Origin of the sequence: Kitasatospora sp. NPDC002551 (genome assembly GCF_040296005.1) — a bacterium.
GTDB lineage: Bacteria > Actinomycetota > Actinomycetes > Streptomycetales > Streptomycetaceae > Kitasatospora.
Window position 1 is genome coordinate 1 of the sequence record NZ_JBEOWI010000087.1, and the last position, 21701, is coordinate 21701.

A 21701-nucleotide genomic window follows, 5' to 3' on the forward strand; every position below is an offset into this window, starting at 1 on the left:
TGACGTCACTGGAGTCCCTGCTGATACTCATTAGGCATGTGAGCATCAGCGTAGTTGGCTCACATGCCAGACGGTTGGGTAGAGCCAGAGATTACGTTGGCGAAGGCCTGGCGCTGGGCGGTGGTCCAGGCCCAGGCGCCGGAGCGCCAGGCCTCGGCGAGAGGCACCAGGTGGTCGATGTCGAAGCCCGACGCGGTGGTGGTGGTCGCGTTGTCGTAGACCGAGAACCAGCTGCCGCTGACGGCGGCGCAGTTGGCGTCGGTGACGACGTTGCCGCCGTCCCGCTTGAGGACCGTCTCACGGGTGTTGCAGGTGCCGGAGACGGTGATCCAGTGCGGGAAGAGCGCGCGGTCGTAGGTCGTGGTGTGGGACTCCGCGGTCACCGCGATCGAGGCGAGGTAGCCGCGGGCGGTGGCGGCCGAGACCGGGGTCGGCAGGGCGGCCCGCGCGGTGCCGGCGCCGGTCAGCAGGGCGGTGAGGGCGAGCAGCAGCGCGCCGAGCGCGGCGGCCAGGGTGCGGCGGGGCGCGGGTATGGCGGACTTCGCGGACATGGGGGACTCCTGGGTCGAGGAGGGCAGGGGAAAGCCCCCGGGCGGGAACCGGCCCGGGCATGCCAACCAGCATGGGACCCAAGGGGTTTACGCGGGTAGAGCCGCGAGGTGAACTTTGACCCCGCGTCAGCCGCCGGGGCGCCGGGAAACGCCGGTCGCCCCGCCCGGCGGGTGGCCGGGCGGGGCGATCGGGGGTGCCGCGAAGGCGTGAACTGTTCGCTCAGGCGGCCGACTTGGCCTCGCCGGCCTTCGGCGCGACCGGCTTGGCCGGGCCGCCGCCGAGGATCCCGAAGAAGAACGCCAGGGTGGGCACCAGGTAGGCGAGCCAGACCACCAGCTGGAGGACCGTCGGGTCCGGCTGGAAGTTGAACACGCCCTTGAGCAGGGTGCCGTACCAGCTGTCCTTGGGGATGGTCGAGGAGATGTCGAAGGCGAGGTTGTGCAGACCGCCGAGCCAGCCGGCCTCCTGGAGGTCGTGCACGCCGTAGGCGAGCACGCCGGCGGCGACCACGACCAGCATGGCACCGGTCCAGGTGAAGAACTTCGCCAGGTTGATCTTCAGCGCGCCCCGGTAGAACAGCCAGCCCAGCACCACCGAGGTCAGCAGGCCGAGCGCCGCGCCGATGATCGGGTTGTAGCCGTCCGAGGTGGCCTGCACGGCGGTCCAGATGAACAGCGCGGTCTCCAGGCCCTCGCGGCCCACCGCCAGGAAGGCGGTGAGCACCAGGGCGCCCGTGCCCATGGCGAGGGCGGCGTCCAGCTTGCCGTGCAGCTCGGACTTCAGGTGGCGGGCCGTGCGGCGCATCCAGAACACCATCCAGGTGACCAGACCGACGGCGATGACCGACAGCGTGCCGCCGAGCGCCTCCTGGGCCTCGAAGCTGAGCTGGGTGGAGCCGAACTGCAGCACGGCGCCGAAGGCCAGGCTGAGGCCGACGGCCACGCCGACGCCGGCCCAGACGGGGGGAAGGCGGTCCTTGCGCCCGGTCTTGACCAGGTAGGCGACGAGGATGCAGACGACCAGGCTGGCTTCGAGTCCTTCGCGCAGGCCGATCAGGTAGTTGGCGAACACGCTGGCTCCCTGGGGGGTGAAGAGGTGGAACGGGCGAGACGGGTGGGGGGTCGGCCTCAGCCGAAGAGGGCCTGGCCCCACCACTCGCCGGGCTTGCGGACGCCCGCGGGGCAGGCGAAGTGGGCCGAGCCGACGTGCTGGATGTACTCGTTCAGCGCGTCGGAGGCCGCGAGCCGCTGCTGGAGCGGGACGAACGCCTTGCGGCTGTCCCGCTGGTAGGCCAGGAAGAACAGGCCCGCGTCGAGGCGGCCGAGACCGTCGGTGCCGTCGGTGAAGGAGAAGCCGCGGCGCAGGATCATCCGGCCGTCGTTGGAGTCCGGGTGGGACAGGCGCACGTGCGCGTCCACCGGCATCGCCTTGAGGTCCGGCGCGTCGTGCTCCTTGGTCCGCCCGTACGGCGCGCCCTCGCCCTTGGTACGGCCGAAGACGTCCTCCTGCTCCTTGAGCGGGGCGCGGTCCCAGGTCTCGATGTGCATCCGGATCCGGCGGGCGACCAGGTAGGAGCCGCCGGTCATCCACTCCGGGCCCTCGCCGGGGGCGACCCAGACGTGCTCGGCCAGCCTGGCGGTGTCGGTGCCGGCGATGTTGTGGGTGCCGTCCTTGAAGCCCATCATGTTGCGCGGGGTCTGGGCCTCCGGGGTGGTGGAGGAGGTCTTGCCGAAGCCCAGCTGCGACCAGCGGATGTTGACGGTGCCCATGCCGATCCGGGCCAGGTTGCGGATCGCGTGCACGGCGACCTGCGGGTCGTCGGCACAGGCCTGGACGCACAGGTCGCCGCCGCTGCGCTGCGGGTCGAGGTTGTCGCCCTTGAACTTCGGCAGGTCGATCAGGGCCTCGGGGCGCTTGCCGGCCAGGCCGAAGCGGTCCACGCCGTCCTTCTCGAACAGGCTCGGGCCGAAGCCGATGGTGAGGGTCAGCCGGGAGGCCGGCAGGCCCAGGGCCTCGCCGGTGTCGTCCGGCGGCGCCTCCGGCAGGCCGCTGGCCGCGCCGCTGCCGACCTCGCGGCCGCCGGTCATCGCGGCGGCGGCCTTGGTCCACTCCTTGAGCATCCGCACCAGCGAGTCCCGGGTGGCGGTCGCGGAGACGTCGAAGGCGGCGAAGTGCAGCCGGTCCTGGACGGGGGTCGCGATGCCGGACTGGTGGTCGCCGTAGAAGGGGATGTCGGCGGTGGCCGCGGCCGGGGCCGCCGGGGTGTCGTCGTCCTGGCGGGTGGCGGCGGCGACCGAGCCGACGCCGGCCGCGCCGAGGGCGACACCGGCGCCGGCCCAGCCGATCACGGCGCGGCGGCTGACCGCGGCGCGGCCCGCGGGGGCGGTGTCGGCGTCCGCGGCGGTGCCGTGGCCGGCGTCCGTCCCGTTCTGCTGCTGGTTCTCGGCGTCCATGGGCGGGTGGACCCTTCTCTGTGCTGGACTCGCGGATGCCGTGGCGGCCACGGGGGCCGCCACGGCGGAGTACGGGGTGGTGCGCGGTACGGTGCCCGGTGCGCGCCGCGGGCGGGCGCGCACCGGGCGGCGGGCGTTACTTGACGACCACCGCGGCGGCCAGCTTCGACAGCGGCTCGGCCAGCGAGTTGACCGCGTCGGAGAAGGTCTTGCGCTCGGTCTCGGTGACCTTGTCGTAGGAGGTGTAGGTGCCGTCGGCCTGCTTGTACTTGGCGAGCAGGGTCTCGATGGCGGCGAACTCGGAGTCCAGCGTCTTGGCCAGCTCGGGGTCCTTCTCGCCGGCGACCGGCTTCAGCAGCTCGTAGGCCTTCTTGGCGCCCTCGACGTTGGCGACGAAGTCGGCCAGGTCGGTGTGGCTGTAGCGCTCCTCCTCGCCGGTGACCTTGCCGGTGGCGACCTCGTCCAGCAGTTCCTTGGCGCCGTTGGCCATGCTGGTCGGGGTGATCTCCGCCTCGGGGATCTTCTTCTGCCAGTCCTTCAGGTCGGCGACCAGCTGGTCGGCGAGCTTCTTCTCGGCGTCACCGATGGCGGCGTCGGCCCAGAGCGACTTCTCCAGCTTGTGCCAGCCGGTCCACTCCTGGCCCTGCTCCAGGCCGTCCTCGCGGGTGTCGGTCTTCGGGTCGATGTCGCCGAAGCTCTCGGCGACCGGCTCGGTGCGCTCCCAGCCGGTGCGCGAGGGGGCGTAGAGGGCCTTGGCCTTGTCCAGGTCGCCGGACTTGACCGCGGCGGCGAAGGCCTCGACGGCCGGGATGGTGGCGTCGGCCTGCTCCTGGGCGTACGCGCGGTAGGCGGTGACGGCCGCGGTCAGCCGCGGGTCGGCCGGGGCCGCCGCCGAGCCACCGTCACCGGTGACGGTGATCTTCTGGCGGATGCCGTCGCCGACCATGCCCGGCTTGCAGGCGATCTCGTAGGAGCCGGCCTTGATCTCGGCGTTGATGGTCGCCTTGGTACCCGGGCCGATGTTCTCGCGCTCGGTGACGATCTTGTCGCCGTCGTAGACGTAGACCTCGGTGACCTTCGAGCCCTTGTTGGAGATGTCGAGCACGACGTGACCGGCCGGGAAGCTGGTCTTCGAGACCTCGCAGGCGGTGTCGGTGGCGTTCACCTTGACGGCGTCGGCAGCGGCCTTGTCGTCCTTCTTCGAGCAGCCGGCCAGTGCGGCGGTCGCCACGGCGAGGGTGAGCAGCGTGGCTGCGGTGGAACGACGGGCGGACATGCGGACTCCAGCGGTCGGGGCAGGGCGTTTCAGGGCAGGGCTGAACTCGGGCGGGAGCAATGGCGCCGTCGGCGCCCCGCCCACTTAGCTAAGGCATACCTTAGGGATATCGGATTTTGCCGTCTACACCGGGGTCGGTCACGAAACGGTGCAGGTGAGAGCGGGCCGAGGGCCGCCCGGCGGTCCGTTCACCGACGATTTCCGGCCATCGGGGGCGCGCCAGGGCGTGGCGAAGAGAGCAAAGAAGTGGTAAAGGGGCGCGCACCTGGCGGTGCGCGCCCCCCTCGACCGCCGATCCGCGGCCGGCTCACGGCCGGTCCGCCGCCCGTTCGCCCTCAGGCCTCCGGAGTGCGGCGGGCCGCGGCCCGGGCGGTCCAGCGGCCCTCGTGCCGGGTGATCCGGATCGGGTGGCCGAAGGTCGCGCTCACCAGCCCGGTGGTCATCACCGCGTCCACCGGCCCGGCCGCGACGCTCTCCCCGCCGCGCAGCAGCAGCGCGTGGGTGGTGGACTCCGGCAGTTCCTCCAGGTGATGGGTGACCAGCACGCTCGCCAGCTCCGGGTGCTGGTGGCGCAGCAGGTCCAGGCTGTCCAGCAGCAGCTCGCGGGCGGTCAGGTCGAGCCCGGTGGCGGGCTCGTCGAGCAGCAGCAGCCGCGGGCTGGGCATCAGCGCGCGGGCGACCAGCGCCCGGCCCCGCTCCCCCTGCGAGAGCGTGGTCCACGGGGACTCCGCGGCCGCCGCCATGCCGAGGGTGTCGATCAGCAGGTCGGCCCGGTCCAGCTCCTCCGGGGAGGGCTTGCGGTTCAGGTCCGGCTCGATGGTGCCGGTGGTGCCGGTGAGCACCACCTCGCGCACGGTCAGCGGCGAGCGCAGCGGGTGGCGCGGGTTGACGTGGCCGAGGTGGGCGCGCAGCTCGCGGACGTCGACCCGGCCGAGCCGGCGGCCGAGCACGTCCACCGCGCCGCGGGTGGGGTGGGAGACGGCGCCGAGCAGGGCGAGCAGGGTCGACTTGCCGGCGCCGTTGGGGCCGAGCAGCGCCCAGTGCTCGCCGGGGCGGATGACGAGGTCGATCCCGCGCAGCAGGTGGCGCCCGTCGCGGACGACGTCGACGGCCCGGGTGCGCAGCAGCGGCTCGGCGGCGGACCGCGGCGCCGCGTCCTGCTCGGACGGGGTGCGCGGGTCGGGCGTGCTCATGCGGGCGGCCTCCTGGAACTCCGGGACAGGGTCACGGGCACGGCACCGCACCGGAGGGCCGGCGCGGACCGTCCGCGCGCAGAGTACAACCGCCGGCCGGCCGGCGGCCGGGGCGTCCGCGCGCTGGACACCGCACCGGATCGCGACGGATCGCGACGGATCCCGTGCGGTCGCGCCGGCCGGGGCCGCACGCCGGGGAACGCGGCGAGCCGGTCAACAATGTGTCGAACACCCGGCGCTACGCTCTGCAGTGCATCGGGCACACAAAGCGATCCCCCCCGTTGGCAGAACGGCGGAAGGACCTTCTTCGCCGCGCCTGCCGGGCGTTCAAGTCCGGGGCACACGGCCGCAGGGGAAGCTGCCGGACAAACCCGTTCCGCCCGCTTCACCGCCCGACCGATCCGAGAAGACCGCCCCTTCGTCCCGGAGGAGAACCACCATGCGCCAAGTCCCTTTGGAAACGGCCGATATCGCGCCGGGGCGCGTTGTCCAGTGGCGCATCAGCCCGTCGGACCCGGCCTGCGCCGACCAGCACGGGAAGCGGAACCGGCGAAGTGCGTCGTTCAATCAGGACAAGCACCATTCGCTGATCGACGAATCCCGCAACACCGGTGAGCCCCTGGCCTCCTGGCTCGCCGTCACCTTCGAGATCCCGGGAACGCTGGACCGCGCGGCGCTGGAGTCGGCGCTGCTCTTCCTGGTGCGGCGGCACGACGTCCTGCGCTGTGAGTTCCAGCGGGTTCCGGGGAACCTGTCCTACGCCGTGCACCGGCCCGACGGCATCGAACTCGAAGCCGTCGACCTGGGTGAATTCGACACCTCCCGGGAGATCCTCGCGTTCCTGGGGGACAGCTTCCAGAAGGGCATCGACACGATGGCCTGGCCGCCGTACATCATGGGGGCCGTCCTGCGGGACGACGGCTCCACGACGGTGTACCTCGCCTTCGACCACATCGTGTCGGACGGCATGTCGATGCCGAACGTGGTCCGCGACGTCCACGTCGCGTACGCCGCCCACTGCCGTGGCGAGGAGCCCGTCCTCCCGCCGCCGGGAAGCTACATGGAGTTCGCCCGCGAGCAGCGCCGGTCCTACGCGTCCATCGGCGTCGACGACGACCGGTTCGCGTACTGGAGGGCGTTCATCGGCCGGAACGGCGGTGTCTTCCCGCGGTTCCCGCTGGACCTCGGGGGCGAGCCCGGCCGGCTGTACAGGCCGGTCAACGAGACCGCGACCCTGCTGGACGACCGGCAGGCCGAGGCGCTGGAGTCCCGGTGCCGGGCTGTGGGAGGCAAGCCGTTCATGGGGCTGCTCGCGGCGGTGGCCATGGCCCTGCGGGACGAGGGCGGCCCGGACCTCTACCGGGCGCTGATGCCGCTCAGCGAACGCGGCCGGGGCACCTGGCGGGACTCCCTCGGGTGGTTCGTGAACACCCTGCCCATCGAGTTCTCCGTCGCCCGGGACCTCGACTTCGCCCAGGTCGTCACGGGCGTCCGGGACGGGTTCACGGCGATGATGGAGAGCATCGACGTGCCCTTCATCCGGGCCTGGGAACTCCTCGCGCCGGAGCACTTCACGGGCCGCTGCTGGCCGTTCCCGGTGAACTTCGTCTCCTACATCGACATGAGGAAGTGCCCGGGAGCCGAGCACCACCCGCTGTGGCGGCCGACGGCTCATGTGTGGGCGTCGCGCGTGAACGGCAGCACCTCGTGGTTCCAGCGGGACACCGCCGGTCTGCACGTCAACTCGATCTACATCGACACCCCGCAGGCCCACCGGACCATGGACCGGTTCCAGCGCACCCTGCGCGAGACCCTGCGGGTGCTGGCCACTCCCGTGGTGGTGGCGAGCCCCAGGGCGATGCCCGACATCCTCCTGCGGGCCTGACCGCGCCCTCCCGCGCCCCGCCGGCGCCGGCGAAGTCCACCCGGACCGCACGGACCACCCGGACTGCGCTGACCGCGCGGACGCCCGCACACCGGATCCGCTCCCGCACGCCCCTGTCCCCGCCCGGGAGTTGGCGGCAGGATCGGGGAACCGGGACGGTGCGGGGAAGCGTGGAAGCGGTGCGGGACGGGCCGGAGGGGGCGGGCATGACAGGGACGGATGAACCGGTCGGGGCCGGGGCGGGACGCGCCGGGACGCTCGCCGGACGCTTCGAGGAGCAGGCGCGGCGCGCCCCCGGGCGGACGGCCGTCCGGTGGGCCGGCCGGGAGCTGACCTACGGTGAGCTGGACGCGCGGGCCGACCGGCTGGCCCGCCACCTGGCCGGCCTCGGGCTCGGCCCCGGCGGGCGGGCCGCGGTGGCGATCGGCCGGGGCACCGAGGTGTACGTCGCCCTGCTCGCCGTACTGAAGACCGGCGCCGCGTACGTGCCGCTGGAGCCGGGCGCGCCGGACCCGCTGCTGCGGCACGTGCTGGACGAGGCCTCCCCGGCCGTGGTCGTCACCGAGGAGATCCACCGGATCCGGCTGACCGACGCGGGCGCTCCGGCACTGGTCTGCGTGGACTCGGCCGCCACCGGGCTCGCGGCGCTGCCCGCCGGGCCGCCCCCGGTGCCGATCGGGCCCGAGGACGCGGCGGTGGTGTTCACCACCTCGGGCACCACCGGCGCGCCGCGCTGCGCGGTGGTCGAGCACCGCAACCTGCTGGCCGTCCACCACGGGTGGCGCGAGGCCTACGGCCTCTCCCCCGCCGACCGGGTCCTGAGCACCGCGAGCCTGGAGTTCGACGTCTTCACCGCCGACTGGGTGCGCGCGCTGTGCTCGGGCGCCACGCTGGTGGTCGCCCCGCGCAACCTGACGCTGGACCGCAGCGCCGACATCGCCGACCTGCCCGCGCTGGTGGCCGCCGAGCGGATCACCCTGCTGGAACTGAACGTGCGCACCGCGCGGCGCCTCACCGCCCACCTCGCCGCGACGGGCGGCACGGAGGGCCTGCCCGGTCTGCGGCTGCTCACCGTCGGCGCCGAGAAGTGGTGGCCGGACGAGCACCTGGCGCTGCGACGGCTGCTCGGCCCGGGCACCCGGGTGGTGAACGTCTACGGGCTGGCCGAAGCCGCCGTGGACAGCACGTACTTCGAGCTCCTGGGCCACGACGAGCCGCCGGGCAGCGATTCGGAGTCGGTGGTGGGCGTCCCGTTCGCGGGCGCCCGGGTGTACGTGCTCGGTCCCGACGGCACCCCGGTCGCGGGCGGCACGACCGGTGAGATCGCGCTCGCCGGACCGGGCCTCGGCCGCGGCTACCTCGGCCGGCCCGAGGAGACCGCGCGACGCTTCGCGCGGGCGGACTTCGACCCGGACGGGCGGGTGCTGCTCACCGGGGACCTCGGCCGGCTCGCCGCGGACGGCACGCTGCGTTTCGTCGGCCGGGCGGCGAGCGTGCTGGGGAGCGGCGAAGGGCCGGCTTCCGCCCGCTCCGTGACCGCACGGGTGCAGGCCGCCGTCCGGGCCGAGGCGCGGCTGCGCGTGCTGCCCGGAGTACGGGAGGCGGCCGTCGCCGAGGTGGAGGTGGCGCCCGGGCGACGGGAGCTGGTCGGGTACGCGGTGACCGACCCGGGCGCACCGGACACCGACGGCTGGTCGCTCACCGCCCGCCTCGCCGCCGACCTGCCGGACGGCGAGGCGCCGGCCGCCGTCGTCCCGCTGCCCGACCTGCCGCGCACCCGGGCCGGCAAGCTCGACCGGGGCGCGCTGCCGCTGCCCGCGCCCTCGGACCACGCCGCGCCGCGCCGGGCGGGCTCCGGGAAGGGCTACCGGGGGAAGGCGGCCGGCGGCGGGGGCCCGCTCGCCTCCGAGTCGCAGCCGGGGTGCGCGCTGCTGGCGGCGGCGGTGCCGTTCGCGGTGGCCGCCTGGCTGTTCACCGGGTCGCTGTGGCCGGGCTCGACGGACGTGTCGGCGGTTCCGGGCCCGTACGACGTGTTCTTCCGCTTCCTGTACCTCTTCGAGTGGGCGTCCTTCGGGCTGGGCGCGGCCTGGCTGTTCACCGGCTCCGGGGTGCTCGGGCGGCTGGGGCGGCCGCGCGGTCTGACGTTCGCCGCCCACCTGTCGGTGGTCTGGCTGCTGGCCGCCTGGTGGCCGCAGGACAACCTGTACCGGACCGCCGACCGGACGGTGTGGGCCACCGAGGTGTGGCTGGTCTACGTCTTCAACGTGGCGCTGATGGTCGCGGCGGCGGTCGTGGTCCGCTTCCTCGTCTGGCGGCCGAAGGAGCCCGGCTGAGCCGGCCTGCGGGGCGGTCGGTGGGGCGGTCGGTGGGGCGGTCGGCGGGCGGTCAGCGCAGCGCCTCGAACATCCGGCCCAGCGCGTGGTGGGCCGCCCCGAGCAGGGCCTGCGCCGCGTCCAGCGCCTCGGCGGCGCGGGCGGCGAGCGCCAGGCCGACGGCCGGTTCGGGCTCGTAGCCGGCCGTCACGATCAGCGGCAGCAGGGTCGCGCCGAGCCGCGCGCAGCGCGGGCGCAGCCGTTCCAGGTGCTCGAACAGCGCCTCCTGCGGGAGGCGGGCGCCGAGCGGCATGGCGTCCAGGGTGCGGACCAGGTGGCCGGGGCCGCGCACCTCGTCCAGGCGGTGGCGCAGCACGAAGGCGACCGCCGGGCCGGTGAGCCGGAGGTTGGTCTCGGTCGGGGCGAGCCGGCGCTCCCGGTCGGTGACGAAGTCCACGTCGTACCAGCCCCGGTGGCCGGCGGCGGCCAGCCGCTCCCCCACCGCGAGCCCGAACCGTTCGGCGACGGCCGCGGCGCCGGGCGGCACCACGCCCGGACCGACCGTCACCCCCTGGTAACGGGTGCCGTCCACGGCCATCTCGCCGACGCCGACCGGGTGGACCCGGCCGTCGGCGCCGATCACCGCGTCGAAGGTGAGGTCGCGCAGCCGCCCGGAGCCGGCCTGGCCGGCGTCCACGTACTCCTCCAGCAGCAGGGTGCCGCCGGGCGGCAGCACGTCCTCGCGGACCAGGCGGCGCAGCAGCGCCCGGGCGCCGCCGGCCGCCAGGAGTTCTGCCGGGGTGACCACGGCGGTGCCGTAACCGCCCACCCCGTGGGGCGACTTGAGCACGGTGGTGAGCCCCCGGGCGGCCCGGACGGCCAGTCGGCGGGCGGCCCGGCGCGGGGTGTCGGCGGGCTCCTGGCGGGGCACCCGGATGCCGGGGTGGCCGGGGGCGAGGGCGGTGAACAGCTCGTGCGCGGCGGCCTTGGACTCGTAGCGGCGCACCGCGGCGAGTTCCGGCCCGTCGCCGTGGGCGGCGGTGCGGCCCCAGTGCAGTACCGGGCCCGGGCCGGCGGCGAGCCGTGCGGCCAGGGCGGGGCGGGCGGCGAGGGCCTCGGCGACCGTGGTGCCGGGGGCGATGCCGGTGTGGGACTCGACCGGGCCCCAGTCGAGTTCGCGGGCGAGCAGGTCGATCCAGGCCCGGTCGACCTCGGCGGGCAGCAGCAGGGCGGCGGGGTCGGGGCCGTAGGCGACGGCCAGGCCGGCGTAGTGGTGCGCCTGGCGCAGCCGGCGGGCGCGGCGGTCCGCGTCCGGCTGCCGGCGCTCGTCCTCCGGGAGGAACTGTTCGTTGAAGTCGGCGACGTTGCCGATGTGCACGGCGCGCCGCCCGCCGGTCCAGGCCCCCACCCATCCGTCCATCCCGTGAGCGTACGGGAGGCGCGGCCGGGGCGGGGACCGGGGCGCGGGGGCCGGGGCCGGGGCGGGGGTCCGTCAGAGGCGGAGCAGGCCGGCGTCGGTGGGGCGGAAGCCGCAGGCGTCCAGGTAGTAGCCGCGCAGGTGGGGCTCGAAGTCGACGTGCAGCCACGCGCAGCCGGCCGCGCGGGCCCGTTCGGCGGCGGCGGCGACCAGCCGGGTGCCGATGCCGCCGCGCTGGGCGGCCGGATCGACGGCGGTGTCCAGGAGGAAGGCGTGGACGCCGCCGTCCCAGAGGATGTTGACGAAGCCGAGCAGCGGGCCGCCGGCCGCCGGGCGGGCGCAGACCCAGCCGAGGCTGTGGCGCTCCAGCCGGGCGCGCCAGGGGGTGGGCGCGCCGTCGGGGCCGCCCGCGCCACCGAAGGCGGCGGCGTGCAGGGCGTCGAGCTCGCGGTCGTCGAAGTCGCCGCGCCAGAGGAGGTCGAGGGCCGGGGGCTGGGGGGTCGTCATGGCACGAGCGTAAACAGGCCGCCCACAACTGATCACTCTTGATCAGTACAGGACACAACTTGGCAAAAATCTGACGTTTGCTCTAGCTCCGACTGACTGATCACCGTCAATCTCTTCGCATCCCTCATCCCTGCACCACGCAGCATCCCCGACTGGAGTCAGAGTGAGCCCCTCCTCCTCGTCCCGCCGCCGCCTCGCGGCCGGCGCCATAGCGGCCACCGCCGCCCTCGTCGCCGCCACCGTCACCGCCGGCACCGCCTCGGCCGCCCCCACCGGCCGTGACGCCGCGATCGCCCAGGCCCGGGCCAACGTCGCCCGCGACGCGGCGGTGTTCGGCTTCGCCGACGGCCAGGACCTCGTCGTCAAGGACGTCGTGCTGGACGCGGACGGCACCCAGCACGTCCGCTTCGACCGCACCTACCTCGGCCTGCCGGTGGTCGGCGGCGACCTGGTGGTCCACCAGGACGCCCGCGGCCGGCTCAAGGACTCCTCCCGCGCGGCCGCCCACGACGCCGCCGTGCGCAGCATCGTCCCCAAGGTCCCCGCGCAGCTCACCGCGGGCCGCGCCCTGGCCGCCGCCCCCGGCGTCGGCAACGCCACCAGCAGCCCCGAACTCGTCGTCTGGGCCGCCGACGGCACCCCGCGCCTGGCCTGGCGCACCACCGTCCAGGGCACCGGCGACCACGGCCAGCCGGCCGGCCGCGTCGTCGTCACCGACGCCACCACCGGCGAGCAGATCGAGGCCTACGACTCCGAGCACGGGGCGAGCGGCACCGGCCACTCCGAGTACACCGGCGACATCACCATCGACACCACCGCCCAGAGCGGCGGCTACGCCCTGATCGACCCGCTGCGCGGCCACGTCACCAAGGACGCGCACAACGTCTCGGCCAACGGCCTCAACGCGGGTTCCGGCACCCTCTACACCGACGCCGACAACGTCTGGGGCGACGGGCGGAAGTTCTCCACCGACCGCGCCACCGCAGCCGTCGACGCCCACGCCAACACCGCCTGGACGTACGACTACTACAAGAACACCTTCAACCGCAGCGGCATCAGGAACGACGGCAAGGGCGCCACCGTCTTCGTGCACGTCGGCACCAACTGGGACAACGCCCAGTGGTCCGACAGCTGCTTCTGCATGATGACCGGCGACGGCGACGGCACCACCGACCCCGAGCAGGTCGACCTCGACACCATGGGCCACGAGATGACCCACGGCGTCACCAGCGCCACCGCCAACCTCCGCTACAGCGGGGAGAGCGGCGGCCTCAACGAGGCCACCTCGGACATCTTCGGCACCATGGTCGAGTGGTACGCCCACAACGCCGTGGACACCCCCGACTACCTGTTCAGCGACCAGTCCACCCCGCCGTGGCTGCGCCGCTTCGACAAGCCCTCGCTGGACGGCCGCTCCGCCGACTGCTGGAGCCGCAAGGTCGGCCAGCTCGACGTGCACAACTCCTCCGGCGTCGGCAACCACTGGTTCTACCTGGCCAGCGAGGGCAGCGGCAGCAAGACGGTCAACGGCGTCACCTACAACAGCGCGACCTGCAACGGCTCGACGGTCGCGGGCATCGGCAACCAGAAGGTCGCCGCCATCTGGTACCGCGCGCTGACCGTCTACATGACGTCCACCACGGACTACAAGGGCGCGCGCGCCGCGTCCCTGAACGCCGCCAGGGACCTGTACGGCCTCAACGGCACCGAGTACAAGGCGGTCGCCGCCGCGTGGAGCGCCGTGTCGGTCGCCTGACGGCCCGGCAGCGGTGGCCCGTCCCCTCCCCGGGGGGGCGGGCCACCGGCCGTCAGCTGGGGGGACGCGCCGCAGGCCGTCAGCGAGGGCGGAAGGACCGCAGGCCGTCAGCCGCCGAGGACCCGGACGGGCGCGCCGGCCAGGAACGCCGCGATGTCCTCCACCGCCTCGCCGTAGTAGCGGCGGTAGTTGTCCCGCGACACGTACCCCAGGTGCGGGGTGGCCAGCAGCCGGGGCGCCGTGCGCACCGGGTGGCCGGCCGGCAGCGGCTCCTGGTCGAACACGTCCACCGCCGCCCCCGCGATCCGGCCCCCGGCGAGCGCGGCCAGCAGCGCGTCCTGGTCGACGATCGCCGCCCGCGAGGTGTTGACCAGGTACGCCTCCGGCTTCATCAGCGCCAGCTCCGGCGCGCCCAGCAGTCCCCGGGTGCGCTCGCCGAGCGCCAGGTGCACGGAGACGAAGTCGCTGTCGCGCAGCAGTTCCTCCTTGGACCCGGCGCGGCGCACCCCCGCCTCCGCCGCCCGCTCGTCGGTGAGGTTCCTGCTCCAGGCCACCACGTCCATCTCGAACGCGAGCCCCACCCGGGCCACCCGGGCACCGATCTTCCCGAGGCCCAGCAGCCCGAGCCGGCGCCCCGCCAGGTCGGCGCCCACCGTGCTCTGCCACGGCCCGCCGGCGCGCAGCGCCGTGCTCTCCTCGACCAGCCCGCGGGCCAGCCCGAGCAGCAGCGCCCAGGTCAGCTCCACGGGCGGGGTCGACGAACTGGCCGTCCCGCAGACCGTCACCCCGTGCGCGCGGGCCGCCACGTGGTCGATCACCGAGTTGCGCATGCCCGAGGCGACCAGCAGCCGCAGCCGGGGCAGCCGGGCGAACACCGGGGCGGGGAAGGCGATCCGCTCCCGCAGCGTGACGACGATGTCGAAGTCCGCCACCGCCGCGACGAGCTCGTCCTCCGAGGCGGGGTGCTCGCGGAACGCCACGACCTCCACCCGGTCGGCCACCGGCGACCAGTCCGCGATGGTGGTGGCGACACCCTGGAAGTCGTCGAGCACTGCGCAGCGAAGTCTCATGCCCCGCACTCTTCCAGACCCGCTCACGCGCCGTCCCACCGGCGTGGCGCCGCGGCGCCGCGGGCGGCGGTCTGGGATCTTGGGTCCCGGTGGGGGCGACATCCGAGCGGGGAGACCCTTCATGGCCAAGCTCGTCCTGACCACCTTCCTGACCCTCGACGGCGTGATGCAGGCCCCCGGCGGGCCGGACGAGGACCGCGAGGACGGCTTCGCCCACGGCGGCTGGCTGTTCCCGTTCGCCGACGAGGAGTTCGGCGCCCTCATGAACGGCGTGATCGGCCGCGCCGGCGCCTTCCTGCTGGGCCGCCGGACGTACGACATCTTCGCGGGCTACTGGCCGAAGGTGACCGACCCCGCCGACCCGATCGCCGCGCCGCTCAACGCGCTGCCCAAGTACATCGCCTCGACCACCCTGCGCGACCCCGGCTGGCACAACACCACCGTGCTGACCGGCGCGGGACCCGGCGGCCTGCCCGGCGAGGTGGCCGCGCTCAAGGAGCGGCTGGGCGACACCGAGATCCAGATCCACGGCAGCGGCGCGCTCGCCCGGGCCCTGATGCCGCGCGGGGTCATCGACGAGTACCACCTCGTCACCGCCCCGGTCCGGCTCGGCACCGGCCACCGCCTCTTCCCCGAGGCGGGCCCGCCCACCGCCTTCCGCCTCGTCGACACCCGCACCACGCCGTCCGGCGTCACCGCCCACACCTACCGGCCGGCGGGGCCGGCGAGCTTCGGCACGTTCTAGCCTCGGTCCGGCGGGGCGGGGTCCTCCTCCCCGGGCGGTTCGGCGCCCGGCTCACCGGCCGCCGGAGCGACGGCGGCGGGCCAGCCGGGAGAAGAAGCCCTCCGGCTGTGCGGGGCCCGGCGATGCCGCGGCCGGGGGTGCCGGCCGCGCCCGGTCGGGCGGCGCGGCGGGCGGCTCCCCGGCGGGCGGCCGCGGTGCGGGGTGCGGCGACGGTGCGGGGTGCGGCGAGGTCGGCATCAGTGCGGCGTGCAGCCGCGCGTTCCGCTCGACCTCCGCCCTCGTGAACTCCGTCATCGCCTCCCGGTCCTCGTCTTCGAGCGAGCGGTAGGCGGCCAGCGCGTCGTCCCGTAGCCCGGCACGCTCCAGGTGCTTGAGGAACCGGTCGATCTCGCGCGGCTCCCGGCCCCGGAGGTAGCCCGCCGTCCAGCGCCTGCGGACCTGCGGCATCACCTCGGCCCCGGCCAGGCCCACCACCAGCTCCGCCGCCACCTCGCCGCCGGGTTCCCGGGCCGCGATCGCGTCCATCATCCGCCCCGCACTCCGCGGGTGCCCCGCGCGCAGCAGCCCGGCGAGGAGTTCGGCCGCCGTGCCGTGCGCCAGCGCTGCCTCGGTGAGCAGCGGCGTCAGCGCGTGCCCGGCCCGCTCCGGCGGCTGCGTCATCAGCTCGACGGCCCTGGCCACCGGCTCGCCGGAGACCAGCTCGTCGAGCAGCCGGCGCGCCTCCTCCGAGCGCTGCAACCGGGTCAACGACCGCAGGACCTCCAGGAGTTCGTCCACCGGCCGGGCCGCGGCCAGCACCTTGCGCAAGCCGGTCCGCAGCGCCTCCTTCAGCTCCTCGGTCTTCTGCGCCGAATCCGACGGCGGAGCGCCCCAGGCCGGTGGCAGTGGCGGCGCCGGACTGTCCGCCAGCTCGACCAGGATGCCGGCGGCCTCCTGTGGCGGGCGGTGCACGACCGCCGCCAGCAGGGCGGCCCGCTCGGTCGCGGCCTCGGCGACGAGCACGGGCACCGGCAGGTCCGCGCCGGCCTCCGCCAGGAGCGCCGGCCGGTCGGATGGCGTGAGCGGCGGGAGAAGCCGGTACCAGCCGCTCGCCTCGACACGCGGCGGGGCGAGGGCCAGCAACGCCGTCGCGTACCCGTACAGGCCCTGTTCGTGCAGGCTCACCCAGAGCGCCGGGGCGTCGCGGTGCCACGCCAGCCGGCGGAGGAGCGGGAACGCGAGCTCTTCGGCCCCGCGCCACCGCAACTCGCGCAGGCCGTCCGTGATCCGGCCGGAGTCGGCGTCGAGGAGGAAACCGCTCAGCTCCTCCAACAGCGCCCGCACCGCCGGATCGTGCTGACCGACGGGCGCCCCGCCGGGTGAACCGGTCACCCAGGGCGCGGCCTGGAGCACCATGTCGGCCACGGCTCGCTGCCCCCCGGCGAGCAGGGCGATCAGCAGCGACCGGCACCGCCGCCGGGAGGCGGACGTCGCGAACAGCCCGGCGAACACGAGGTTGCGCGGCGTCGCGCGCCGAAGCCACCACAGGACCGCGGCGACCTCCCCCACCGGTCGGCCCGCCGCCGCCCGCCAGACCTGCGTGTAGAGCCCGCCACGCGTCTCGCTCTCCGGGAACGCCGTCATCAGCTCGGCCATGACCGCCGGCGAGGAGGCCGCCCGGTCGAGGAGCAGCCGGGCCTCACGGGCTCCGCCGCTGCGGTGGAGTTCCTCCAACAGGTCCCGCAACTCCTCGCCCCGGAGGGACGGGTCGCCCCCGAGCGCGCCGAGCACGTACCGGGTGCCCGACTCGTCCCCGGTCGCCCGGGCCGCGTGGAGCAGCCGGGGCGCGTTGGCCCGCAGAGCGCGGACGAGCCCCTCGCCGGGCTGGTGACCGGGGCTCACGGCACCCAGGTGTCCGAGCAGCGCGCCGCTCTCCTCGACCGACCGGTTCCGGAGGTACCCGGCGACCAGATCCGTGATCTCGACGAGATCCCGACCGCCCGGGCCCCGGGCCCCGTCGAGGGCGACCAGCAGGAGCGCCACCTCCACGGGCGAGCGCCGGTCGACCGCCAGGGCGAGGATGCCGACGCTCAGCCCGGTCAGTCGCCGACCCCGTCCCGGGATCCAGAGCAGTGCCCCGGCCAGGGCGACCAGCTCCGCGACGGGCCGGCGCATGACCACCTCGTCCAGGAAGCGCCGTTCGAGATCCCGGTTCGGGGAGTGCCCCAGGGCTTCGACGAGGGAAGCGAGCCCCTCCGCGCTCCGCCCCTCGGCGGCCGTGGTGAGCAGCTCGGCGGCCCGCCGGTGCTGCCCCCGTTCCTCCAGCCACTCCGCGGCCCGCGCCGGCCGGGCCGGGTCCGGGCACCTGGCGAGAGCCTCGAGCAACGAATCCGCCGCGACCGACCGATTCCGCGCCAGGAGTGCGCCGAGGACCTCGCCGAGTGTCGCGTCGTCGTGCTCCGCGACGACGGCCAACGCCACCGGCACGCCGAGCAGCGGCCCGAGACCCTCGTGGCCCGGCATCGCCAGCAGATCGGCCAGCTGCTCCGGGCCCCGGGGCGCCGCGACGATCTGCCGCAGGAACGCGAACCGGACCGGGCCCGGCGTCGCCGCCGCCACGGCCAGCAGGTCCGTGGGCGGCCTGCGGTGGACCAGCGCCTCCCGGACCTCGACGGCGAGCGCGCTGTGGCGGCCGTCCCGGTCGAGGGCCTCGCACAACGCCGCCGCCTCGTGCGGAGGATACCGGTCCGCCAGCACCGGCACGACGGCATCGAGCAGGCCGCCGGCGCTCCCCTCGCCGCCGAGGGGGCCTGCTCCGACGTGCGTGAGGAACTCGGCCACCAGGGCCGCCGGTTCCTCACACACCGCCACGAGGGCGGGGAGGAACAGCCCCGCCGTCCTCCGGCCGCGGAGCAGCGCGACGAGGGCCGCGGCCGGGCGTGGGCGCAGCGGCCTGACCGCCCGGACCACGACGGCCCTGGCATCCTCCTCGGCGCCCTCGGCCACCATGTGCTCCAGCGCCCTGCGCACCGCCGGCGGTTCGAGTCGGGCGCCCTCCTCGTGCACCAGGCCGACGTGGCGCCGGAGTCCGGCCGCGCGCAGCGCTTCCGGCAGCAGGTACCAGTCCGGCCGCTGCGCGACGGCGGCCCGGAGCACGAAGGCGGCGTCCTCCTCGAAGCCCTCCCGCGCTCCCCCGGTCGCCAGCCATTCGACGATCCCGGCCGCCTCGCCCGCCGCCAGCGCCGTCAGCGCCGCGGCGTGCCGGCCGGCCTGACCGGCCCGGGACAGCACCTCGAAGAGCCGGTCCACCTCCGCGTAACCGCGCGCGCCGAACGCCCTCAGCACCAGCTTGTCGGCCTCCGCCACCAGGCCCTCGCCGTCCAGTGCGGTCAGCAGCGGCGGCAGGTCCTCCGGCGGGCGCGGTTCCGCGAGCAACTGCGCCACCGTGAGGGCGAGTCCGGCCCGGTGCAGGCGGAGCACGGAGGTGACCAGGGCCTGCGCCGGCAGTCCGGCCAGCGCGCGGACGAGCGCCGTCCGCAGCAGCTCGTCCGTGTCGGGCGGCAGGCCGGCGGCGGTGAGGGCGAGCAGCAGCTCGTCCGCCGGGCGTTCGACGGCCGCCGCGCCCATCAACCGGTCCGCGACCTCGGTGTGTCCCGTGCGGCAGAGCGCGACGGCCAGCTCCATCAGCGGGCCGACGGGGCGCCGGACGGCCGCCGCCGCCCACATCGCGGCGGACGCCCCGGGGGCCATGTCCAGTTGGGAGCTCAGCTGGAGCAGCTCGGCCGTGCTCCCGACGGCGGCGAACTCCGCCAGGAGGCCGGTGCCGCCGCCGGTCACCGCCTGGTGGACGGCGGCGGCCAGCAGGACCCGGGTGTCCTGGGGGTCCGTCGGCGCGACGACGGACATCGGTTGCAGCACCGGCTCCCGCCCGTTCCCGTCGGCGGCGGGGGTGGTGACGGGGGTGACGGGGGCGGGGGTAGCGGTGACCCGGGCCGGGCCGGCGACCACGAACTGCGCGTGGTCGGCGTCGGTGAGCACCCGGATGCTCTGCGGACCGCCCTTCTTCCGGTGCTTCTCGTGGAGGTCCTCGATCCGGCTCTGGGTGTGCACCCTCAGCTGTTCCAGGGTGAGCGGCCCTTCGTGCGAGAGCAGCGTCTCCAGGACCGCGCGCGAGAAGAGGCTGAACGAGCCGTCGTCCGGTCTCCGCCCCGGCGGCCCGCCGGCGACGAACAGCGCGAACCCGCCGGGCGAGCAGGCGTAGACGTGGGCGACCTTCCGGCCGGCCACGGCGAGAGCCTTCCTGGCTCCCCAGCCCACGGTGCCGCCCATGGAGTCCTGCCGGACGCCCTCCCGGCAGGCGTCGATCAGGAACAGCACCTGGGCGGCGGGGGTGTTCTCGATCTCGCTGCGCCAGTCGAGGGCGACGCAGCCGGACCAGAACGGCTCCACCCCGGGGTGCGCGTCCTCGGGGACCAGGTAGTCCTGCCCCTCGGCGGACAGCCCGTGCCCGCTCAGGCAGATCAGCAGCGTCTCGCCGCGCCGGGCGTTCCGCAGGAACTGGCCGACCTCGCCGTTCACGAAGTTCGCGCCCACCTGGCCGTGCGCCCGGGGAAGGGCGACCCGAAAGCCCCGGGCCCGCAGGGCCTCGCCCAGCCGTTGCAGGTCCCGGGCGACGAAGGGCAGCGGGGTGAGACCCGCGAGCGTGTAGTCGCCGGCCCCGATCAGCAGCGCGGCGAACCCAGCCATCGAGCCCGGCCCGTCGGGCGTCAGTGGCCGAAGACGAAGGTGATCCCGCGGGTGCCCTGCACCTGGGAACTGCCGATCAGCTGCACGCCGCCGGAGGCGGAGACCTGGAAGCTCAACTGCACCTCCTTGAGCGGCATCGGGCCGCCGCGCTCCGCGATCCGCTCGAACAGCGCCTGCAGCGCGTCGACGGTCTCCGTGAGATTCGTGCGCAGCGCGCCGAGCGGCACCCGGCGCAGCACGGCCTCGCGGTCGCGGCCGAAGAGGCCCATGGTGTCGCCGTCGTTCGTCTCGTCCTCGGTGACCCAGAACTCCAGGGAGTCCAGCTCGGTGCTCTCCGGTTCGTCCGCCATGCTTCCCCCACCCACGGTGATCAGTGTTCCAGGCCCACCCCGGTGCGCCGCAGGGCGAGAATAGCCTTCCGGGCCGGCCGGTTGAAGTCGATCTCCCGAATCGGGAGGTCGAATTGACGTGTCGTCAGTCTTTGGTCGGTCCGTCGTCGGTCCGCCGTCGGTCTGTCATCGTTCCGTCGTCGGTCCGCGGGGTGTCGGGGCCGGCCGAGGCGGTGACCCCGGTCGGTGCTCTCGACCCAGTGCCGGCCGAGCTTCCTGCGCAGGCAGGCGAGGTGGACGGCGAGTCCGCGCTCGGAGAGCCGGAGGCGCCCCCAGCCCCGGAGGCCGAGGTCCTGGGCGTCGCGGAACTCCTCGCCCTGTTCGACGAGGGCGAGCGCAGGCGGCACTCCCGGTACGTAGGGCGACGGTGCGGCCGTCGGCCACGGCCTGCCGGACGTGGTAGTCGACCAGGAGTCGGGCGTGCGGCCGGTCGGCGGTCCGCACCGCTCGGTGCGGGCCGCCGACCGTCTGCGCGACCTCGCCCGAAGCCCCGTGGACCGGCAGGTCGGAGCACAGGTGCGCCTGCCCGCGCCCGGCCTCCGCACCAGGCTTCAGGGGCGGGCGGAGAGCCAGCCTGCCAGCTCGGCGGGGCGGTTGGTGATGATGCCGTCGACTCCGGCGGCGTCCAGGGCCTTCCAGCGGGCGGGGGCGTCGACCGTCCAGACGTTGACGGCGACGCCGGCCGCGTGCAGGGCCGCGATCACGCCGGGGCGGGCCGCGAGGGCGCCGTCGGCGGGGTTGTAGGCGGACAGGCCGAGGCCGCGGGCGACCGCCACCGGGTCGGCGTCGAGCTCGCCGCGCAGCAGGGCGAGCGGCAGGTCCGGGGCCAGCTCGCGGGTGTGGCGCAGGGCGTCGACCTCGAAGCTCTGGACCAGGACCCGACCGGTCATGCCGTGGTCGCGGATCTCCTTGACGATGCGGGCGACCTCGTCGCGGGTGTGCGGGCCCTTGATCTCCAGCAGCAGGCTGCCGCCGCGGGTGCGAAGGTCGTCGAGCTGGGCGGCGAGGCTCGGCACGCGCGCGCCGGCCGCGGCGGGGGCGAACCAGGCGCCGGCGTCGAGGCCGTCCAGCTGAGCGGCCGTCAGGTCGCGGACGCGGCCGGCACCGTTGGTGGTGCGGTTCACCGTGTCGTCGTGCACCACGTACGGCACGCCGTCCCGGCTGGGCTGGACGTCGTTCTCGATCCAGTCGGCGCCGGCCCGGCGGGCGACCTCGTCGGAGAGGAGGGTGTTCTCGGGCGCGGCGGAGGAGGCGCCGCGGTGGGCGAACACGGTGAGCGGCGCGCCCGGCTGGCGGACGAAGGCGCCCGGGGCGAGCGCGGTCACCCTGAGAGGGCGTTCGATACTGATTTAGGCCGCCGCAGGCGGTTTCGGGCGGAGGTATTGCCCGACTTTGTCGGGGCTGGCGGTCAGGCGGGTGGT

General features: G+C 74.9%; 14 protein-coding genes and 1 pseudogene. 4 read left to right on the forward strand and 11 right to left on the reverse strand.

The features are described from left to right. Positions 1-95: 95 nt before the first annotated feature. The 5 genes and pseudogenes from ABT093_RS38090 to ABT093_RS38110 all read right to left on the reverse strand — a co-directional run. Positions 96-551: pseudogene (locus ABT093_RS38090) on the reverse strand (hypothetical protein); the annotation flags it as partial. A 220-nt stretch (positions 552-771) separates the two neighbouring features. Continuing rightward, positions 772-1623, reverse strand: a complete 852-nt coding sequence (gene efeU / locus ABT093_RS38095) for an iron uptake transporter permease EfeU (protein WP_350572070.1) — start codon at positions 1621-1623, stop codon at positions 772-774. A 56-nt stretch (positions 1624-1679) separates the two neighbouring features. Further along, a complete protein-coding gene (efeB, locus tag ABT093_RS38100; protein WP_350572071.1) occupies positions 1680-3005 on the reverse strand; it encodes an iron uptake transporter deferrochelatase/peroxidase subunit in 1326 nt (441 codons plus the stop codon). 136 nt (positions 3006-3141) lie between these two features. Next, on the reverse strand, positions 3142-4281 hold the full coding sequence (efeO, locus tag ABT093_RS38105) for an iron uptake system protein EfeO (protein WP_350572072.1): 1140 nt from the start codon (positions 4279-4281) through the stop codon (positions 3142-3144). Positions 4282-4616: 335 nt separating this feature from the next. Next, positions 4617-5474, reverse strand: a complete 858-nt coding sequence (locus ABT093_RS38110; protein ID WP_350572073.1) for an ABC transporter ATP-binding protein — start codon at positions 5472-5474, stop codon at positions 4617-4619. A 439-nt stretch (positions 5475-5913) separates the two neighbouring features. On the opposite strand from ABT093_RS38110, the gene ABT093_RS38115 reads away from it, so the two are divergent. Together ABT093_RS38115 and ABT093_RS38120 are read left to right on the forward strand one after the other, a co-directional pair. Beyond that, positions 5914-7359 carry a condensation domain-containing protein gene (locus tag ABT093_RS38115; protein ID WP_350572074.1) on the forward strand — a complete coding sequence of 482 codons (1446 nt, stop codon included), beginning with the start codon at positions 5914-5916 and terminating at the stop codon, positions 7357-7359. 206 nt (positions 7360-7565) lie between these two features. Further along, positions 7566-9692, forward strand: a complete 2127-nt coding sequence (locus ABT093_RS38120) for an AMP-binding protein (protein WP_350572075.1) — start codon at positions 7566-7568, stop codon at positions 9690-9692. A 52-nt stretch (positions 9693-9744) separates the two neighbouring features. Here ABT093_RS38120 and ABT093_RS38125 read toward each other — a convergent pair whose 3' ends face one another. After that, complete coding sequence (locus ABT093_RS38125) at positions 9745-11091, reverse strand: ATP-grasp domain-containing protein (RefSeq protein ID WP_350572076.1); 1347 nt, start codon at positions 11089-11091, stop codon at positions 9745-9747. A gap of 72 nt (positions 11092-11163) precedes the next feature. Beyond that, positions 11164-11595, reverse strand: a complete 432-nt coding sequence (locus ABT093_RS38130) for a GNAT family N-acetyltransferase (RefSeq protein WP_350572077.1) — start codon at positions 11593-11595, stop codon at positions 11164-11166. A gap of 163 nt (positions 11596-11758) precedes the next feature. Here ABT093_RS38130 and ABT093_RS38135 point away from each other — a divergent pair, with 163 nt between their 5' ends. After that, positions 11759-13351 (forward strand): M4 family metallopeptidase, encoded by a 1593-nt coding sequence (locus ABT093_RS38135; protein ID WP_350572078.1) that lies wholly within the window; start codon positions 11759-11761, stop codon positions 13349-13351. A gap of 107 nt (positions 13352-13458) precedes the next feature. Here the strand turns inward: ABT093_RS38135 and ABT093_RS38140 are convergent, their stop codons facing one another. Next, entirely contained in the window at positions 13459-14421 is a 963-nt protein-coding gene (locus ABT093_RS38140) for a D-2-hydroxyacid dehydrogenase family protein (protein ID WP_350572079.1), read from the reverse strand. Positions 14422-14542: 121 nt separating this feature from the next. Between ABT093_RS38140 and ABT093_RS38145 the strand changes: the two genes are divergently transcribed. Further along, the gene (locus ABT093_RS38145; RefSeq protein ID WP_350572080.1) at positions 14543-15166 is read left to right on the forward strand and encodes a dihydrofolate reductase family protein; all 624 of its coding nucleotides are present in this window, start codon (positions 14543-14545) and stop codon (positions 15164-15166) included. Positions 15167-15217: 51 nt separating this feature from the next. Here ABT093_RS38145 and ABT093_RS38150 read toward each other — a convergent pair whose 3' ends face one another. The 3 genes from ABT093_RS38150 to ABT093_RS38160 all read right to left on the reverse strand — a co-directional run bounded on the left by ABT093_RS38150 (position 15218) and on the right by ABT093_RS38160 (position 21605). Beyond that, positions 15218-19891, reverse strand: coding sequence for a caspase family protein (locus tag ABT093_RS38150; protein ID WP_350572081.1), 4674 nt, complete (start codon positions 19889-19891; stop codon positions 15218-15220). A 20-nt stretch (positions 19892-19911) separates the two neighbouring features. Then, positions 19912-20241 (reverse strand): Pepco domain-containing protein, encoded by a 330-nt coding sequence (locus ABT093_RS38155; protein WP_350572082.1) that lies wholly within the window; start codon positions 20239-20241, stop codon positions 19912-19914. Between the two features lie 590 nt (positions 20242-20831). Further along, entirely contained in the window at positions 20832-21605 is a 774-nt protein-coding gene (locus tag ABT093_RS38160; RefSeq protein WP_350572083.1) for a glycerophosphodiester phosphodiesterase, read from the reverse strand. Positions 21606-21701: the final 96 nt, after the last annotated feature.

Coding starts and splice junctions, on each gene's coding strand:
- efeB (WP_350572071.1), bottom strand. CDS start 3,005: ATGGACGCCGAGAACCAGCAGCAGAACGGGACGGACGCCGGCCACGGC.
- efeO (WP_350572072.1), bottom strand. CDS start 4,281: ATGTCCGCCCGTCGTTCCACCGCAGCCACGCTGCTCACCCTCGCCGTG.
- ABT093_RS38110 (WP_350572073.1), bottom strand. CDS start 5,474: ATGAGCACGCCCGACCCGCGCACCCCGTCCGAGCAGGACGCGGCGCCG.
- ABT093_RS38115 (WP_350572074.1), top strand. CDS start 5,914: ATGCGCCAAGTCCCTTTGGAAACGGCCGATATCGCGCCGGGGCGCGTT.
- ABT093_RS38120 (WP_350572075.1), top strand. CDS start 7,566: ATGACAGGGACGGATGAACCGGTCGGGGCCGGGGCGGGACGCGCCGGG.
- ABT093_RS38125 (WP_350572076.1), bottom strand. CDS start 11,091: ATGGACGGATGGGTGGGGGCCTGGACCGGCGGGCGGCGCGCCGTGCAC.
- ABT093_RS38130 (WP_350572077.1), bottom strand. CDS start 11,595: ATGACGACCCCCCAGCCCCCGGCCCTCGACCTCCTCTGGCGCGGCGAC.
- ABT093_RS38140 (WP_350572079.1), bottom strand. CDS start 14,421: ATGAGACTTCGCTGCGCAGTGCTCGACGACTTCCAGGGTGTCGCCACC.
- ABT093_RS38145 (WP_350572080.1), top strand. CDS start 14,543: ATGGCCAAGCTCGTCCTGACCACCTTCCTGACCCTCGACGGCGTGATG.
- ABT093_RS38150 (WP_350572081.1), bottom strand. CDS start 19,891: ATGGCTGGGTTCGCCGCGCTGCTGATCGGGGCCGGCGACTACACGCTC.
- ABT093_RS38155 (WP_350572082.1), bottom strand. CDS start 20,241: ATGGCGGACGAACCGGAGAGCACCGAGCTGGACTCCCTGGAGTTCTGG.